The organism is Schaalia sp. JY-X159, from assembly GCF_014525425.1.
Classification (GTDB): Bacteria; Actinomycetota; Actinomycetes; order Actinomycetales; family Actinomycetaceae; genus Scrofimicrobium.
In genome coordinates this window covers 567,805-584,448 of record NZ_JACEXI010000002.1, presented here as the reverse complement: position 1 = coordinate 584,448, position 16,644 = coordinate 567,805, and the positions used below count along the sequence as shown (strand labels likewise).

Here is a 16,644-nt window from a genome sequence, read left to right as displayed (position 1 = left end):
GAAAACGCCAATCACAGCGAACTGTGGAAAACCGCATTTAGGTATAAGTGATCCCCCGCGCACCCGACAGAGCGACCGTATCCTTGCTGCCTTCCGGCCCTGGGGAGGTTCGGGTGATGCCGTCGCACGGGGGATCGCCACAATCCTACACGCTCGGGGCCGACCCGACGGAATCCCGAAGTGATGAGAGAATCACTACCAGGTTCAAGTTGAGGGAGCCCCGAGCAATGCCAGATGGTCCAAGAGTCACCCCGAACGAGGACGTCCCTTCCACTTCGGGTCCACTGTCCCTATTGAAGACCTCCTGGAATGCCGTCATGGCCGTCAAGGGTCGACTTTTCCTCCTCATCATCCTCAGCAACCTAGTTCTCACGGCGTTGGCATTTCCCCTTGCCCACTGGGTTTTCCGTGAAGCACTGCGCGCGGACGGCATGTATGCCATTGATATGGATGACTTTGCGATTGCGCCGGGGTTCCCCATCACCGTACTACTGCTCGCGATTGCCCTGCTCATAGTGTTACTCGCGTTGGTCGTTGAGTTTGCCGCGATCCTCCTGCTCCTGCACGACCCCGCGCTGACATGGAAGCAACTGGGTCGTGAGGTACTCAGGGTTGGTAGGAAGGTTCTCCACCCCTCGTCCATTTGGCTCGCCCTCTACCTCCTTGTCCTAGTTCCCCTCTCCGGCTTCGGATTCACTTCGGCGGCTCTGAACGGAGTCGCCGTCCCAAACTTCATCACCGAGGAGCTCGACAAACAGACCTTCACCCGAGTCGCCCTCGTCGTTCTTTACGTGATTCTAGGTTACGTCAACATCCGCCTGGCAGCAACGCTTCCGATCTTTGTACTTTCCAAAGATGGTCAGACGAGGGCGCTTTCAACCAGTTGGCGCATTACTCGTGGTTTGCGCCCATGGACGCTGGTCGTTGCCGTCGTCGTCTTGATCGCCGGATTGTCCGCGGTTTCAGTTGCTGGTTTCTACCTTCTTCTTTCTCCCACGTTCCTCGCGGACAACGTGGCTCCCGCAGCCTCACCCGTGGTCGCAGGACTCTCTTTCGGGGCCGCGCAGGTCCTCTCTCTTCTCTTGACCGGTTTTGCCGTCGCGCTCCTCGCGGGAGTTCTGACCGCCTACAGTGCCGTCCACACGAGCAAAGTCACGCCCATCTCCCAGCCCCCCACTCCGAAGAAGAGCAGGCGGATCGGCGTGGCCAACACCGCGATTACCGTTTCTGCCATGGCAGTCCTTGGCGCCCTCGCCATTCCCACAATGTACGCAATCTCTGACCATCCCGAGACAATCGTCATTGCTCACCGGGGCTTCACGCAGGGCGGGGTTGAGAACACGATTGAGGCGCTCGAGGCCGCAAATGCCGCGGGTGCTGAGATTGTCGAGTTCGACACCATGCAAACCAAAGACGGCAGGTTTGTTGTCATGCACGACACCGACCTCGGACGCCTCACCGGGAAGTCCGTCAAGGTGAAGGACCTTACCCTGGACGAACTGACCGCGATGACTGTGCACGACAATGCAGGCAACAGTGGGCAGATCCCCTCCCTGGTCGAGTACGTCACGCGCGCGAATGAACTGGATCAGCCGCTACTCATCGAACTTAAGCTTTCGGGGGCAGAGACTGAAACACACGTTCAGGATCTGTTGGACACGTTGGACGAGGGCGATCTACTTGGGGGCCACCTTTTCCATACGTTGGACAAGGCATCTGCAGATGAGCTGAAGAGCCTTCTCCCCAACACGACCATTGGCTACATCATGCCGTTTGCAGGACTGGGGATTCCACAGACTCACGCTGACTTCCTCGTCCTCGAAGAATCTTCCGCTGGTGCGCAGATGCAGCGGAACACGACCGATGCGGGCATGGGCTTCGTCGTTTGGACCGTCAACACTAAGGATGGACTGAACGTGAGGATGATTGACGGCGTGGACGCAGTCATCACTGATCGGCCAGACTGGGCACTGACAATCCGCGAGCACCTTCAAGAGGACAGCGGACTAGCCGGCAGGCTCTCCCACATTATGTCGTCGCTGTTCACCATCTAGTTGTTGAAGAGTCCCCCGAGGGACGAAGATGGGCCATACACAGTATCCGCCGAACAATCTGAAAGGCGCCACCATGAAGAACATGGGCATCAAACTGGCAATATTCTTTGGCTCGTCCGCGATCGGGTTGCTGGTGGCATCCCTGTCACTGCGTGGGTTCAGGATGACCTTCTGGGGCTTCCTGGTAGCCGTGGTGGTTTTCTCCGTGGCCCAGTCGATCGTGGCGCCACTTGTCGCCAAGCTCATCGAAAAATACGCGGCGTCCGCCATCAGCCTCGTCGGGATCATCTCAGCGTTCCTGGCCCTTTTGGTGGCCACGCTGTTCACGGGCGGTTTGCGGATCTCAGGTGTTGGCACATGGGTGCTCGCCACGCTCCTGGTGTGGATCATTCCCGCGATTGCAACGATGCTTCTCCCGAAGGTTTTCTCTTCGGCCGACTAGACGTACCTGTCGCTGGGCGCCTAGGGGTGGACCTCCCTTTGGGGCCGGTCGCCCCGGGTTTAGTCGTCCCCCGGGTCATCTCCCGCTTCGCCACCGGGTGGGAAGTGGGAAACCTCAGGGTTGCGCACCAGGAAAATGATGCTGGCAACAAGCCCGCCCCAGATAATGAGCAGCGCGAACACTAAGAAGAGGATTGCCGTCGTCGTCACTTTTGCTCTCCTTCGCTGGTACTCGCCGCGCTGGTAGCGCCCGCCTCACTGTGGTTCGTATGCGACTGGGAAAGGGCAGTGTACGAGGGCGAGTACGGCGGCCAAACCTCAAACTTCATCGGGTCCGTACGCCACTTAGTCGCTGTTAGTATCCCAGCGCCGACAATCATCGCGGCGATGACACCCCACCCGAATATCAGCAGATACCCCGTGGAATACCCGCCGTAGGGCTCAGCGATGAGCGCCTCGATAGCAGATAGCAGCATGTAGGTGAGGACAACGGGACTGAGAACCGACACCAGCACCCACCATCCCCATTTCACTTTGAATGTGGACAGTTCACTGAGGTGGGTGAACAGTTCCGGACCGCTACGTTGTACCCACATCACCGTGATCGTCATGGCTATGGCAGCTCCGACAATCCCCAGGTTGTTGGCCCAATTGTCAATGGTCTCGAGGGCGAACAGGCCGGTGGCTGTCCCAAAAAGCGCCACGGAAACCAGTGCCAACGGGATGCCCAACCTGTAGACGGCTTGCGCCCTGGTGAGACCGAACTTGTCGATAAACCCGGCGAAGATAACCTCGAGGATGGAGATCAAGGATGTCAGACCCGCAAGCGTCAGGGACCCGAAGAAGAGCAGGCCGAAGAACTCACCCCCGGGCATCTCAGAGATGATTGCCGGGAAGGTCATAAACGCGAGCGTTACGCCTGTGAGTCCTTCGAGTTCGCTGACCGCAACTCCCTGCTGGTGAGCGAAGAACCCCAGCGTTGAGAACACTCCGATCCCGGCCAGGATCTCGAAAGAGGAGTTGCCAAAGGCAATGATCAGTCCAGGGGAGGTCAGGTTGGTGCGGCGCTTGCGGTAGGACGAGTACGTCATCATTATGCCGAAGCCAACCGACAGGGAGAAGAAGATTTGGGAGTAGGCGGCAACCCATACCGATGGGTCGCCGAGGGCGCTCAGGTCGGGTGTGAAGAGTGCGTTGAGGCCTTCACTTGCACCGGGCAGGAAGAGGGCGCGGACCACCAGAATCAGGAAGCCAACTACCAGAAGAGGGATGGCCACGATGTTGACGCGCTGCACACCTTTCGCGACACCAGCACGCAAGACCGCAAGCGTGATGATCCACATGAGCGCAAGTGGGACGAGGACGCTGGGCACGAATGCCATTGAGAACAGTGAGCCGTCCGTTGGGACCTGCAGGTAATCGCCGGTGAAGAAGCCGGGTGCATCCGCGCCCCACCGCAGATCGAATGAGTAGACAAAGAAGCTCGAGGACCAGGCAAGCACCGCCGTGTAGTAGATCGCGATGAAGACGCAGATCATGACTTGGAACCACCCGATGCTCTCCCCGAGGAAGCCCGCAACTCGGCGTAGTGCCAGCGGCGGGGAGCCCTTGAAGCGGTGTCCGATCGCGTAGTCGAGGAAGAGGATGGGGATCCCGGCGGTGAGAAGGGCAATCAGGTATGGGATGAGAAAGGCTCCACCGCCACTCTCATACGCGACTCCAGGGAAGCGCCAGATGTTCCCTAGTCCAACTGCCGAGCCGATGGCAGAGAGGATAAAGCCAACCTGTCCGGTCCATTCGCCCCGCTTGGGTGCAACTTGCGCTTCTACTGCTGCCACGCTCTGGTATCCCCACTACTTCCACTGGTGCTGTCCGGTGCAAGTTTAGGGATTTGTTGGAAACATGCGTCCTCGTCTCGCCAGTTGTCGGACGAGGGCGCCTGCAGTTTGAAGCGCCCTCGCGCACAGCGAGCTACTTAACGAGCAGCGTGTCCTTAAGTGAATCAATCTCTTCCTGGGTCAGACCATTGGAGAGGACGAACGCTTCAACTGTGCCGTGCTCCTTGCGGATTGTGGCAAACGCATCTTGGATGGCGTCTGCCGGGCTTCCCGTTGCGAGGGCCGCAACAGCGGCCATGTCAATGCTTCCGGAATCTGGAACCTTCGCCATCATGTCTTTCATATTGGCTTCCATCTTTGCGAGCCACGCGCCCTGCAAGTTGGCCTGCGTCTGCACATAGTTGGCGACAATGTCGTCGTCGGATACCCCCAGCAGGGCCTGCGTTAGTGCGATGACCACACCCGTGCGGTCCTTTCCTGCCGTGCAGTGAACCAGTGCCGCACCACTTTGAGTTGCGGTTGCGATAGCTGCGATGCTCTGCGCTAGTTCGGTCGGAGAACTTGCGATCATTGATTGGTAGAGGTCGCTGACGGTTGGAACGTTCGCCATCATCGACTTGATGGATCCCGAGAGGATCGGAATCTTCACAACATTGAACCCAGCGTCTTTGAAGTATCGTGGTTGCGACTCGATCTCTGGATCTGTGTGAGAATTTGTCCCATGACAGAAGAAGGGGAAACCGCGGACAGAGCCGATTCCAAGGCGGTGTGACCTAGGTGAACCACGGGAAGAACGGCGAGCACCAAGGACTTCACTCAGCGCTGATTAGGCGGATGTCGGGAGTGATTATCGCTGGCGGATCGCTGGCGAACCTCGTCATGTTTGCAGCATCTCAACCTGGATCGGTGCCGTTGCTGGTTCGCTATCATCCCGTGGTCTTAGCACTGCTCTTCATCACTCCGATTGTCGGTGGCGCTGCAGCACTTCTTGGAATATCGGACACGCGAAGGCAAGCAACCGTAGCGGTGCTGGACCGACTGTGGACCACGTCCGTTGTCGCCACGCTTGTCTGCTACCTGTGGCTACTGGTCTTCCCCGCTTCTAGTAGTGACACGAGCACTGGTTATGCACTTGTCGCACTCCTCACGTCCTACTGGATGTGCGCTACCGCCCTGTCAAGTGTGGCTTTGCCAATGTGGGGGCGCCTAGTCTTCATGGCGGTAGTCACCCTGTTGCTTTTGACGCTTCCCGTGCGTTACGGGCTTGTGTATGACTCCTCCGAAGTCGTGACTGTTCTCTACACAATGTGCTTCAACTTGCCGCTACTACTGGGGATCTCTTGGGTCTATGCGCAAGCCGATGAACTAGACGACACCAGTGCCGACTTCCGTGAGGCTCAACTTGCACTTGCCGATGAAGAAGCAGAGAACACGGCCCTTCGTCGTAGCAACGAGTTCATCCATGACCACGTCCTCTCCGTCCTCACCGCCATTTCTCAACACCACCAAAACTCCCCCGTGTTGCAGAAAGCCGCGCGGGACGCGACGTTGGTAATCCACAGCTCAGAATCATCCGGTCCGAGGACGATAGACGACATTGTCTACTCCCTGTCCGAGAAGTTCCCCCAAGTACAGGTTCAAGTCGATGGCGACACCCCAGCCTTTCACTTCGGTGCTGCTGGAGATGCGCTGGTGGGCGCGGCGATCGAAGCGATCCGTAATGCTCGCCGACATGGTCGACAAGACGGCGGCGAACCCGAGATCTCTGTGCAGATCTCCACGCAGGGACCAACTGTGATTTTGACTGTTCAGGACAATGGCAAGGGATTTTCACAAGCGCAGGTGGCGGAGGCTGGCCGCTTTGGAGTCGACCAGGGGATCCGGGCCCGAATGGAAGAAGTGGGTGGGAGCGCCAGCATCATTTCGGCCCCCGGCAGAGGCACAAGAGTGACGCTGACATGGTCTGGGCCACTCACGCCCGTCACTGAGCAGACCCTGTTAGAGGCGTCAAGCAATCGGTGGCTGTCAGGAATTAGACACTCCCTGGACACACCGTTTGCGCCCGTCTTGGTGGCGGTCCTCTTCATCGCGTACGCCGCAATCATCACGTTGAACATTCCGGGCTTCACCTCCCTGGCCCCCTCACTGGTCGCGCTGATTCTGTATGCGGTGTCCTCCGCAGGTCTGTTGTTCAGGCGGTGGCCTCAGGGAAGGATTACGACTTGGGCTGCACTGCTGATGGTTGCAATTGCTGGGGGTGCTAACTACCTGGCTCTCCTGTCGGTTCCCGGCACTCCAGACGCGGCCCGATTGACCTGGAGCCTTGGGCTAACAACACTGATTGCCTGCGGGCTGCTTGTTCGTGGACGCCCGGCATTTGCATGGGCCCTTCTTGGCGTGCTCTTCGCTACGACTTCACTATGGGCACTCAGGGTCAGTCTTCCTATGCAAACTGCGTTTGCCCTGGTGGCCGGGCAGGTGGTCACACTCCTGTTCTGGAACCTGATCGTTGGGAGATCAGCTGCGACGGTGCGTGACCTGACACTTATGGACCAGGCGTGGGTACATATGCACGCGGACCAGGTGATATCTGCTGGAGTTCGACGGAAGATGGACGAGGTGCTTGCCCAGATGCGCGTGGTCGCCCTCCCGATTCTGGAGCCGGTTGCGAGCGGGCTTCCACTAACGCCACAGCAGAGTCTTGCGGCTCGGTTGCTTGAGGCCGAACTCCGCGACGGGATTCGGGCCGCGTCCTTCACGGGAACGCCCATAGCTGCGGCCGCGCGAAGTGCCCGCGAGCGTGGAATTGAGGTTGTCCTCCTCGATGAAGGTATTGCGACGTCGCCGCCTTCGGCGATACCGCAATCATTTGAGAAGAAGGCGGTTCAGGTACTCGAAGCTTCCGCTCGAGGACGAGTGGTTGTGAGACTCCTCCCCCCTGGGAGCCCCACTGTGGGGACCATCCACAGCGAGGGCGTTCTCACCACGGTGCCTCACGCTGTGGAGGCGTGACAAAGCGGCGATAGCGCGCATCATTGCAACGAAAAACCCCGGTATTTCAACGAAACACCGGGGTCGCTGCGGAGGATGGGGGATTCGAACCCCCGAGGGCTTGCACCCAACACGCTTTCCAAGCGTGCGCCATAGGCCACTAGGCGAATCCTCCGGCATTGGATTAGCTTGTGGCTGCACCAACGTCCCACAGCCTAGCGAAGTATCACCCCTCTTGAGAACTTTGCAGATTGTGGCGTTAGACCCACCCCGGTAGCGGAGGCACGTGCCGAACGTGCCAAAAGCGCCAAATCTAGCCGGTCACACCCCCGGAATGGCCACCGACCCCTGGTAACTGTGCCAGACTAAATAGCGATGACAAACCAACCTGTTACCCATTCCCCCTTTTCGCGCGTTACCAACTGGGTCCGTAAAGAGACCTCGGGTGGAATCCTGCTGATCATTGCTGCAGGCATCGCACTAATCTGGGCGAACACGCCGTGGCGCGACAGCTACCACGCACTCTCGCAAACGGTAGTCGGCCCGGCCTCGCTTCACCTTGACCTCACTCTGGCGACCTGGGCGGCTGACGGGGTTCTTGCCATCTTCTTCTTTGTGGTCGGGGTAGAACTCAAGCGGGAGTTGGTGGTCGGGAGCCTCTCCTCCCCCCGCGAAGCAGCTGTCCCCATGATTGCTGCTGTTGGCGGCATGACACTGCCCGCAGTCATCTTCGTCTCGATCGTCGCCCTCTCGGGGGATGCGTCGTCTCTGGTTGGCTGGGCCGTCCCCACGGCCACCGATATCGCCTTCGCAGTTGGGGTCTTGGCCGTGTTTGGAAGGGGTCTTCCCCGCGCATTGCGGACCTTCCTCCTGACCCTTGCAGTCGTTGACGACCTGCTGGCGATTGTCATCATTGCCATTTTCTACACCGAACAATTGAACTTTGCCGCCCTCGCCGTGTCCCTTCTTTTCATCGCAGCCTTCGCGGCTGTGGTGAGGGCCCGCAAGGTCCATGTCCTTCCCCTCATCCTGCTAGCGATTTGCGCCTGGTTCTTCATGCATGAATCTGGCGTGCACGCCACTGTCGCCGGCGTTGCCATGGGTCTCACCGTCCCAGCACGCCCCATTCACCTTGAGAACTCAGACAGAAGCGCCCGTTTTTCGTACGCCCTCGATCCGCTCTCTTCCGGGATTGTGCTACCGATTTTCGCCTTCTTCGCCGCGGGCGTGACCATTGTTGGCTTCGGCACGGAGATCTTCACACAACCGGTGTTCTTTGCGGCAGCCACCGCCCTCGTCGTCGGGAAGTTCTTCGGCATCCTCCTCACAACCACTGCAACGGTCAAACTCACCCCGCTGCGCCTGCCCGACGCCATTGGTTTGCGGGACCTCATCCCGATTGGCTTCCTGACTGGAATGGGTTTCACCGTCTCCCTGCTCATCACCGAACTCTCCTTCGGAGGCACCGACCACATGGCCCCCACTAAAGTCGGCGTGCTGGTGGGCACCCTGATCGCAGCGATCCTTGGTGCGGTCGCCCTGCGTCGCGCAGCCAAGAAGCCGAGGACGTCTGACATGAACCTAGACGGGATTCTTGATAAAGACACTCGGCCCATCTAAGGGGCAGCTGCGTTGATCAAATACCTCGGGTCCAAACGGCGCTTTGTTGGTGTCATTGGGTCCCTTTTTGAGGCGAGTGGCGCGGCCACCGCCCTCGACCTTTTTACCGGGACGACGCGGGTTGCCCAGGAGTTCTGCCGACGAGGCGCCCACACCACCGCCGTCGATGTGGCGACCTACTCTGAGGTCTTGGGCCAGTGCTATGTGGAGATCGACGCCGATACGGTCGATATGGACGAGGTCGAGGACGCCTTGGAACACCTTTCTTCCTTGAAACCCGTACGCGGGTACTTCACGGAAACGTTTTGTGAGCAGAGCCGCTACCTTCACCCCGACAATGGCATGCGAGTCGACGCCATCCGTGACGGTATCGAAGAGTTCTACGCTTCTGACCCGCTGAAGTCCATCTACCTGACGTCCCTACTCCTAGCTGCGGACGCAGTTGACTCCACAGTCGGTCTGCAGATGGCGTACTTGAAGAAGTGGGCCCCCAGAGCCCTCAAACCACTTGAGCTGCGGGTCCCCAAACTCACCCATGGCACGGGCAAAGCGATCCGTGGGGACGCGCTCACGGTTGCACGCACGCTACCTCACGTCGACTTCGCGTACCTGGACCCGCCTTACAATCAGCACCGCTACTTCACGAACTACCATGTTTGGGAGACGCTGATCCGCTGGGATAGCCCCGACCACTACGGTGTGGCGTGCAAACGCACTGATGCGCGCGAGGACGAAACCAAGAGTGCCTTCAACTCCAAGCGAACGATGCCCATCGCCCTCGCGCAGACCATTTCTGCAGTCCGCGCAGACGTCCTCGTACTCAGTTTCTCAAATGAGGGCTTCGTCCCCCTGGCGGAGCTGGTTGCCATGTGCGAATCGAGAGGTGACCACGTGGAGGTTCTGGGGTTTGATGCGCAACGCTATGTGGGTGCCAAGATTGGTATTCACAACTTGGATGGGGAAAAGGTAGGAAGGGTGTCCCACCTGAGGAACACGGAATACATGATTGTGTCTGGACCCGAAGAGTTAGTGATGGAAATGATTGACCGGTCAGCCTTGCGTCATACTGCCCACGGGGCAGAGTCGGGTAGGTTATGAACGTGACTTCAGCACCACCGCCACCAGAGAACCCGAACCGCCTCACAACCGGTCCGACGGAAGGCTACTACTCAAGCCCTCGGACTGAGTTTCGCCGTGCGCGCGCCCGAAGCCAAACAGTTGTATTTGGGTCGGCCATCATTGGCGTGATAGCACTCTTCCTACTGGGGTTTCTCGGCGTCAACGGCGCCCTCCCAGTTCCCTTTGGTGGCGACTTCTCCAAGGAAGAAGTCTTTGCAGAACCAGGTGATATTCCATGCCCAACTGCGGGAGCCCGTGCTGAAAACCCAGCCGGGGTCTCACTGAGGATTCTGAATACAACCTCAACTCCGGGACTGGCTGGTTCAGTCGGCGCAAGTCTTGAGGAACTTGGCTACACCATTGCTGGCACGGACAACGCCGCCCAATACCACGGCGTGGCGCGGATTGAGGCAGGGCCGCGTGGAGTTGATGCGGCCTACACCATCGCCAGATACTTCCCAGGGGATGTGCGGATCATTCTGAACTCGTCGGAGGATCTTTCCCTGACAATCCTTCTTGGGAACCAGTTCACTACTCTTGTTCCGCCAGAGGAACGTGCAACGCTGCTTGAGAGCAAAGGACCTCTGGTTCCTCTTTCCGGTTGCTTGCCAGTAGCAGAACCTGCCGACGGCTGGGAGGTTCCCGAGTCCGGCCAGTCGGGCCAGTCGGGCCAGTCGGGTGCTTCAGGCGCTTCGGGCGAAGACCAAACGTCCGTCGAAGAAGGGACTGACGAGGGCGAAGGCTAGTCTCTCTACCGCTTGTTGGTCCGGGTGGAACGCCAGGACTGCACCATTTGCTGCACGTAGGTTGCGCCAGCAACCCAGTGGATGCCCACCCCCACCCACACCACGACCAATGCTGCAACCCTCCAGCCCGGACTGTGAAGAGCTTCCGCAAAGAGGAGCATCGGCAGGCCGACAAGGAGAAGCGCCGTCCTAACTTTTCCGAAGATGTTGACGTGGGAGTTCGGGTACCCCTTGAAGAGGACCAGTGCTATGCCCGCGAGTGTTACATCCACGACTGCGATGAGGGCGAATACTTCCCAGGGAAGAATCCCCGTGAAAACCATGGTGAGCGACGTGAGAAGGATTGAGGCACGATCCGCAATGGGATCCAGTTCTTCCCCAAGGCGGCTGCGCTGGTTGAGTCTTCGCGCAAGGTATCCGTCTAACCAATCGGAACTTCCCAGAAGGAAGAGGGCGACCAGGGACCATGCGTAATGGCCGGAGACTATTAGGGCCAGAGACAATGGCATGAACACAACAATTCTCAAATAAGAAAGAATGTTGGGAATCGTCCATACCTTCTCCATCGGATCCGGCGATGGGTTCCTACCTGTGGCCATTATCCCCTCTGTAAGCTGGACACTATTCGAAGTCCCATTATCCCCCGGGGAAGGCCTATGCAAGGACACACGATCCACATCGACCACCTATCGAAGAATTACGGCTCCATTGCAGCGGTGTCTGACCTGTCTTTTGCTGTCCTCCCGGGTAGGGTGACAGGCTTCTTGGGGCCCAATGGTGCGGGGAAGACGACAACGTTGCAGATCCTCCTCAATCTGGTTCGCCCCAGCTCGGGTTCGGCGACATTTGATGGGTCTACCTACAGCCAGATACCACGGCCAATGCACGAGGTCGGGGCACACCTCTCCTCGGACGCCTTCCATCCAGGTCGGACGGCTGGGGACCATCTGCGGGTGATGGCTGCTGGCAGTGGTCTCAGCGTTGCACGAATCCCGGCCCTGCTTGAGCTTGTCGGCCTCAGTACTGATGCAGACCGGAGGGTCGGTGGCTACTCACTGGGGATGCGGCAACGGCTGGGACTTGCAACCGCTCTTCTTGGCGATCCTTCGGTGCTGATCCTTGACGAGCCTGCGAATGGTCTCGATCCTGAGGGGATTTCTTGGCTGCGCACCTTCCTGCGGAGTCAGGCTGATGAGGGCCGCACCGTCTTCCTCTCTTCACACCTTCTCAGCGAAGTCCAGCAAATGGCAGATGACATTGTCATCATCAACCGCGGGAAACTGGTTACCGCCGGTGGCGTGCATGCTTTGGAGCAGGCTGGTGGCACTGTGGTTCTGGTTGATTCCCCCCAGAGGGAGCAGTTGATGCACGCTCTAACTGTCGCCAATTTGCCGGTCGCAGATCACCCTGGAAGTCCGTTGCGGATCGCTGGAGCCAACGCGCGCGATGTCGGTAACATCGCCCTCGTTACCGGCATACCACTGAGTCACTTGAGCGAAGAGACTACCGGCCTCGAGGCACTGTTCCTGTCAATGGTGGGGGGTGCGCGATGAGTCGCTTCATGGATGCAGTAAGAGCGGAATGGTTGAAGGTCTTCACGACAAGATCGTGGTGGGTCTTGGGCCTTGTCATGGTGCTCTACATTGGTTTCACGGCGGCCCTCATGGCACTGCTCACCAGTTCCCTGTTCGGTCCATCCGGAGACATGCCGCTCGAGGGCACTGGCCTGACAACAATGGTCTACTCTTTGGGAACCGCAATGGGTTATGTGTTCCCCGTGCTGATCGGCGCACTTTCGGTTACCGCTGAATACCGCCACAACACGATCACACCCACGTTTATTTCCGTGGGACAACGCGGCCCGGTCCTAACTGCGAAGGTTGCGGTTCAGGGCACGCTGGGCCTGCTATACGGGGTTGCAGCGCTACTCAGTGCCGTCCTCGCCAGTGTCTTTTTCTTCATGGGTCAGGGGATGTCGACGGGCCTCGCAGAAGGCGAAACCTGGATGATGTTCTTGCGTTCAGTCATTGCAATGGGTTTGTGGGCTGTGGTTGGCGTTGGTTTGGGTGCGCTGATTCGTTCCCAGGCCGGTGCGATCGTGGTGGTTTTGGTCTTCACCCAGTTCATCGAGCCGCTGGCCCGCATGGCTGGGGGATTCAACGACACCATCTCTCAGGTCACCAAGTTCCTCCCTGGGTCTGCGTCTGATGCATTTGTCGGGTCAAGCATTTATTCCGAGATCACCGTGGGCGGTGCCGGGCAAACGCTACTTTGGTGGCAGGGCGGTCTGGTCATGGCAGGGTATGGAGTGGTGGTGGTCGTCGCGGCGTGGTTGACTCGCTGGCGTGCTGACGTTTCGTAGGCACTCCGGGGCGCGGTCATACGGAGCCCGCTAGGCCATGGCGAGCCCGCCCGGCCATACCGAGCCCGCCCGGCCATACCGAGCCCGCTAGGCCCAGTTCACCCTGGATCACACCGTTATGTAAGCCTAGTCGGCTCGCTATGGCTTGGCTGGCTCGCTATGGCTCAACGGCCCTCCATGCACCGGGCTGCGGGCGTCCCTCTCGCCTCTACAGCCAGCGGCCGCCCGAATCCCGCCGCCCACCATCAGGTACGTCAGCCCGAATCCCGCCGCCCACCATCACGTACACCCCTCGCCCGCCTGCAGTTTCGTGAAATGCATATGTGGGGAACGGGAGTGCCCCTGGGGTACGTACCCCAAGCGATCATCTCGCCCCCACATATACATTTAGTGACGCGGCAATGCGTGTCGGACTGCCTGTGAGTTTGGGTTGGGAGATTGAGAACCTTGAATGCTGCGCCATACGGAGCGAGTTACGCCTTACGGAGCGAGTTTGGCCCCATTTGCCCCGAAATGACATTGTTATGCAAGCCAAACTCGCTCCGTAAGGCGTAACTCGCTCCCTTATGACACGGGGTAGCGCCGGCACCAACCTTAACAACAAGCCAACGACAATTCACCGACTCCAGATAGTCTGGCCGTCCGCGGTGCGCATCTAGGGTTGCCGCCGTCGCGTAAGGTTGCCCGAAAACTCGCAAGAAACGGGCAACCTTATGTGATACCGGCAACCTTAGGGTGGGCTGGGGGCCGGGGGCCGGAGCCAGTGGGCCGGGGGCCGGCGACGGCCCGCACCAAACGGGGCTGGGCCGGGCCGGGTCTCTTCGAACCAACCGCGCAGCCTACTTCTGAGGTTCCCCATCCCACATGTGTTGGATGTCGTCCTCGGGTAGCACCCCGTCGAGGCCGTCGGGAACAGCATCTGGGCGTGGCGACCGACGCCGCTTAGCGTAAGCAACAGACTCCAGTTCGGTCCCCGAGGGCGCGGAAGCAGGTGTCGCGGCCTCCAGGTTCGTTCCGCGGACCTTGGAAATCCAGTTCATCACCTGGTAGATCAAGATCGCCGAGAAGGAGCCGAGTGCGATCCCCTCAAACACCAGCCCACCTGGCGCCCAGGTGAAGTTCGCAATACCGATGATCAGGGCGACAGCTGCCGTGTTCAGATTGACCGGGTTCGAAAAGTCAACCTGGTTCTGCACCCAAATGCGCACACCCAACAGGCCGATCATTCCGTAGAGGACGGTTGCCGCACCGCCGAGGACGCCCGGGGGAATGGTTGCAATGATCGCTCCGAACTTAGGCATCATTGACAGAGCGAGGGCGGTAAACGCGGCGATCAAGTATGCGGCGGAAGAGTAGACGCGGGTTGCGGCCATAACCCCGATGTTTTCCGCGTAGGTTGTTGTCCCAGAGCCACCACCTGAGCCAGCCAGCATCGTGGAAATGCCGTCTGCAAACAGGGCGCGCCCGGTCATGTCGTCAAGATTCTCCCCAGTCATCGCTGCTACGGACTTCACGTGCCCCACGTTCTCTGCAATCAACACGAACACAACCGGGACAAATAGACCCAGGGTTGACGGGTCGAACGCCGGCGCCGTGAAGTGCGGCAGTCCAATCCAAGCCGCCTCACCAATCGCTGAAAAGTCAACCTGGTTCTGCAGGAGGGCGGCCCCGTAACCGATGAGGACGCCAAAGAGGATCGAAAGGCGACCTATGATCCCTTTGAAGAGAACTGTGATGAGGATGATTGACACGATGGTGATGACCGCGGTCAATGCGCCTTCTTTGACCCAGTTCCACGCGGCAGGAGCCAGGTTGAACCCGATCAGTGCGACGATAGCGCCAGTGACCACCGGGGGCATGACGACGTCAATCCACCGTGCGCCAGCGAAATGAACCACGACCCCAACCAGGGCGAGCGTGGCACCGGTTGCAATGATGCCACCCTGCGCGTAGTTGGCTCCCAGGCTGGAGCTGACCGCCAAGATCGGCGCTATCAGGGCGAAAGAAGACCCGAGGTATGAGGGAATACGGCCCGAGGTGATCAGGAAGAAGAGGATCGTACCAATGGCCGTGAAGAACAGTGTCGTATTGGGTGGGAACCCTGTCAGAAGGGGAACTAGGAACGTGGCGCCGAACATGGCGACAACGTGCTGCATGCCAATGCCGGTGGTTCGCCCCCATGAGAGCCGCTCGTGTGGAAGAACGACCTCTCCCGGCCCAACTTTTGCTCCATCACCATGAAGCTGCCACTTGAAGAGGGGTTTCTTAGCAACCATCAAATGCTCCGATCAGTCGTTTGTGCGGATCTATCCGCAGCCACACCGGCCGGAATACCACCATATTCGATAGTCCCTGTCCTAGTTCTGTGCCTCATCACATGCCGACCAGGATTGCGGAATTGCCCAGAATTGGGTGATTATGGACCAGGCTATTTCCTAATTTGGAGTTGAGATGTCGCGCGAAGAGCTGGAAGCCGAGGCCGCAAGCCCGAGTACAACTCCGACGCGCCTCCAAGAGCTAGCCAACAGCTACCCGAAGTTGCGTCCTCTGATCGCCATGAATCCCGCCACATACCCCGCGTTGGTGAAGTGGCTGGCAGATCTTAACGATCCAGCGATCAACGTGGCATTGGCACAACGAACTGCTGCAACCAGTTCTTCACCCGGGGGCCCTCGACGGGTTTCTGTGATGGGGCGTAGTGACGAAGCGTCACTCCCGACTGCGGCAGCATCGGCTCGCCCGTTCGCCTCTGAACCCATGCAGACTGCCGAACCCGTGGCTGAGCCGTCACAACCATCAACTCAAACTGGGGAACTTGGCATCGCCCAGCAGGCAGCAAATCCAAACAGGACGCCACTGATCATTGTGGGTGTCCTCTTGGCTGTCATAGCCGTAACCCTTATGGCGCTGCTTTTTGGGGGTGGCAATCAATCTGACCCCGCTGACGGTGCTGGCCAGTCTGACTCCACTGCCGCAGCCTCCCCAGAAGATCAGGGGGATGCTCCAGATTCGCAGGATGAAGCAGTCGACAACTCGCAGGATAGCGCTGCGGAGGACGCGGATGAAATTATCGCATATCCTGCTCCAGACACAGCGTTGGTGAGCGACCATTTTGTGTCACCCAGCGGAAACATTGCCTGCAAGCTCGGTTCCGAGGGCGTAACGTGCACCATCAATGCCCACGCCTTTGCCGACCCTGCTTTGCCATCATGTGGGGCTGGGCCGACATCCCTCACAGCAACTCGCGCGACTGCGGATCTGGACTGTAGTGCCGCGCAGGTCTCAGGGTCGGGAGCAACAAGCCTGGCGTACGGGGACTACGCGACCTACGAGACTTTTGCCTGCCGATCGACGGAGTCTGGAATAGCCTGCTGGAACATGGTTTCCGGGGTTGGATTCGGAATTGCGCGCGACGGCTATCAGATTTCACTGACAGGTCCGATCGACCCGAACAACTTCCCCTGGAACTAGCA

14 protein-coding genes, 1 tRNA gene and 1 other RNA gene are annotated in these 16,644 nt (G+C 59.0%); 9 read left to right on the top strand and 7 right to left on the bottom strand.

Going from position 1 to position 16,644, the window contains the following annotated elements; genetic code table 11:
• Positions 1 to 43: 43 nt before the first annotated feature.
• Positions 44 to 139: signal recognition particle sRNA small type (ffs, locus tag IDL90_RS05555), an RNA gene on the bottom strand.
• An 88-nt stretch (positions 140 to 227) separates the two neighbouring features.
• Here ffs and IDL90_RS05550 point away from each other — a divergent pair.
• Entirely contained in the window at positions 228 to 2,054 is a 1,827-nt protein-coding gene (locus IDL90_RS05550; RefSeq protein ID WP_187994643.1) for a glycerophosphoryl diester phosphodiesterase membrane domain-containing protein, read from the top strand.
• 28 nt (positions 2,055 to 2,082) lie between these two features.
• The gene (locus tag IDL90_RS05545) at positions 2,083 to 2,496 is read left to right on the top strand and encodes a phage holin family protein (protein WP_223175193.1); all 414 of its coding nucleotides are present in this window, start codon (positions 2,083 to 2,085) and stop codon (positions 2,494 to 2,496) included.
• Positions 2,497 to 2,555: 59 nt separating this feature from the next.
• Here the strand turns inward: IDL90_RS05545 and IDL90_RS05540 are convergent, their stop codons facing one another.
• From IDL90_RS05540 to IDL90_RS05530, 3 genes are all read right to left on the bottom strand, one after another.
• Positions 2,556 to 2,705, bottom strand: coding sequence for a methionine/alanine import family NSS transporter small subunit (locus IDL90_RS05540; RefSeq protein WP_182141521.1), 150 nt, complete (start codon positions 2,703 to 2,705; stop codon positions 2,556 to 2,558).
• Positions 2,702 to 4,333 (bottom strand): sodium-dependent transporter, encoded by a 1,632-nt coding sequence (locus tag IDL90_RS05535; RefSeq protein WP_187994642.1) that lies wholly within the window; start codon positions 4,331 to 4,333, stop codon positions 2,702 to 2,704. The genes IDL90_RS05540 and IDL90_RS05535 overlap by 4 nt, the downstream gene beginning before the upstream one ends.
• Before the next feature lie 133 nt (positions 4,334 to 4,466).
• The gene (locus IDL90_RS05530) at positions 4,467 to 5,027 is read right to left on the bottom strand and encodes a tyrosine-protein phosphatase (RefSeq protein ID WP_316930294.1); all 561 of its coding nucleotides are present in this window, start codon (positions 5,025 to 5,027) and stop codon (positions 4,467 to 4,469) included.
• 83 nt (positions 5,028 to 5,110) lie between these two features.
• Here IDL90_RS05530 and IDL90_RS05525 point away from each other — a divergent pair, with 83 nt between their 5' ends.
• Positions 5,111 to 7,345 (top strand): sensor histidine kinase, encoded by a 2,235-nt coding sequence (locus IDL90_RS05525; RefSeq protein ID WP_187994641.1) that lies wholly within the window; start codon positions 5,111 to 5,113, stop codon positions 7,343 to 7,345.
• A 69-nt stretch (positions 7,346 to 7,414) separates the two neighbouring features.
• Here the strand turns inward: IDL90_RS05525 and IDL90_RS05520 are convergent.
• Positions 7,415 to 7,499 (bottom strand) — tRNA-Ser (locus tag IDL90_RS05520).
• A gap of 200 nt (positions 7,500 to 7,699) precedes the next feature.
• Here IDL90_RS05520 and nhaA point away from each other — a divergent pair.
• From nhaA to IDL90_RS05505, 3 genes are read left to right on the top strand one after another with little or no spacing between them, the layout of a single operon-like run.
• Positions 7,700 to 8,944 carry a Na+/H+ antiporter NhaA gene (gene nhaA, locus IDL90_RS05515; protein WP_187994640.1) on the top strand — a complete coding sequence of 415 codons (1,245 nt, stop codon included), beginning with the start codon at positions 7,700 to 7,702 and terminating at the stop codon, positions 8,942 to 8,944.
• Positions 8,945 to 8,956: 12 nt separating this feature from the next.
• Complete coding sequence (locus IDL90_RS05510; protein ID WP_187994639.1) at positions 8,957 to 10,042, top strand: DNA adenine methylase; 1,086 nt, start codon at positions 8,957 to 8,959, stop codon at positions 10,040 to 10,042.
• A gap of 2 nt (positions 10,043 to 10,044) precedes the next feature.
• Positions 10,045 to 10,809, top strand: a complete 765-nt coding sequence (locus IDL90_RS05505) for a LytR C-terminal domain-containing protein (RefSeq protein ID WP_187994638.1) — start codon at positions 10,045 to 10,047, stop codon at positions 10,807 to 10,809.
• A gap of 5 nt (positions 10,810 to 10,814) precedes the next feature.
• Here the strand turns inward: IDL90_RS05505 and IDL90_RS05500 are convergent, their stop codons facing one another.
• Complete coding sequence (locus tag IDL90_RS05500; RefSeq protein WP_187994637.1) at positions 10,815 to 11,408, bottom strand: CDP-alcohol phosphatidyltransferase family protein; 594 nt, start codon at positions 11,406 to 11,408, stop codon at positions 10,815 to 10,817.
• Positions 11,409 to 11,465: 57 nt separating this feature from the next.
• Between IDL90_RS05500 and IDL90_RS05495 the strand changes: the two genes are divergently transcribed.
• Positions 11,466 to 12,362 carry an ABC transporter ATP-binding protein gene (locus IDL90_RS05495; RefSeq protein WP_187994636.1) on the top strand — a complete coding sequence of 299 codons (897 nt, stop codon included), beginning with the start codon at positions 11,466 to 11,468 and terminating at the stop codon, positions 12,360 to 12,362.
• Positions 12,359 to 13,171, top strand: a complete 813-nt coding sequence (locus IDL90_RS05490) for a hypothetical protein (RefSeq protein ID WP_223175192.1) — start codon at positions 12,359 to 12,361, stop codon at positions 13,169 to 13,171. The genes IDL90_RS05495 and IDL90_RS05490 overlap by 4 nt, the downstream gene beginning before the upstream one ends.
• Positions 13,172 to 14,010: 839 nt before the next feature.
• Here IDL90_RS05490 and IDL90_RS05485 read toward each other — a convergent pair.
• Positions 14,011 to 15,447 (bottom strand): uracil-xanthine permease family protein, encoded by a 1,437-nt coding sequence (locus IDL90_RS05485; protein WP_187994635.1) that lies wholly within the window; start codon positions 15,445 to 15,447, stop codon positions 14,011 to 14,013.
• A 175-nt stretch (positions 15,448 to 15,622) separates the two neighbouring features.
• Between IDL90_RS05485 and IDL90_RS05480 the strand changes: the two genes are divergently transcribed.
• Entirely contained in the window at positions 15,623 to 16,642 is a 1,020-nt protein-coding gene (locus tag IDL90_RS05480) for a hypothetical protein (protein WP_187994634.1), read from the top strand.
• Positions 16,643 to 16,644 lie beyond the last annotated feature (2 nt).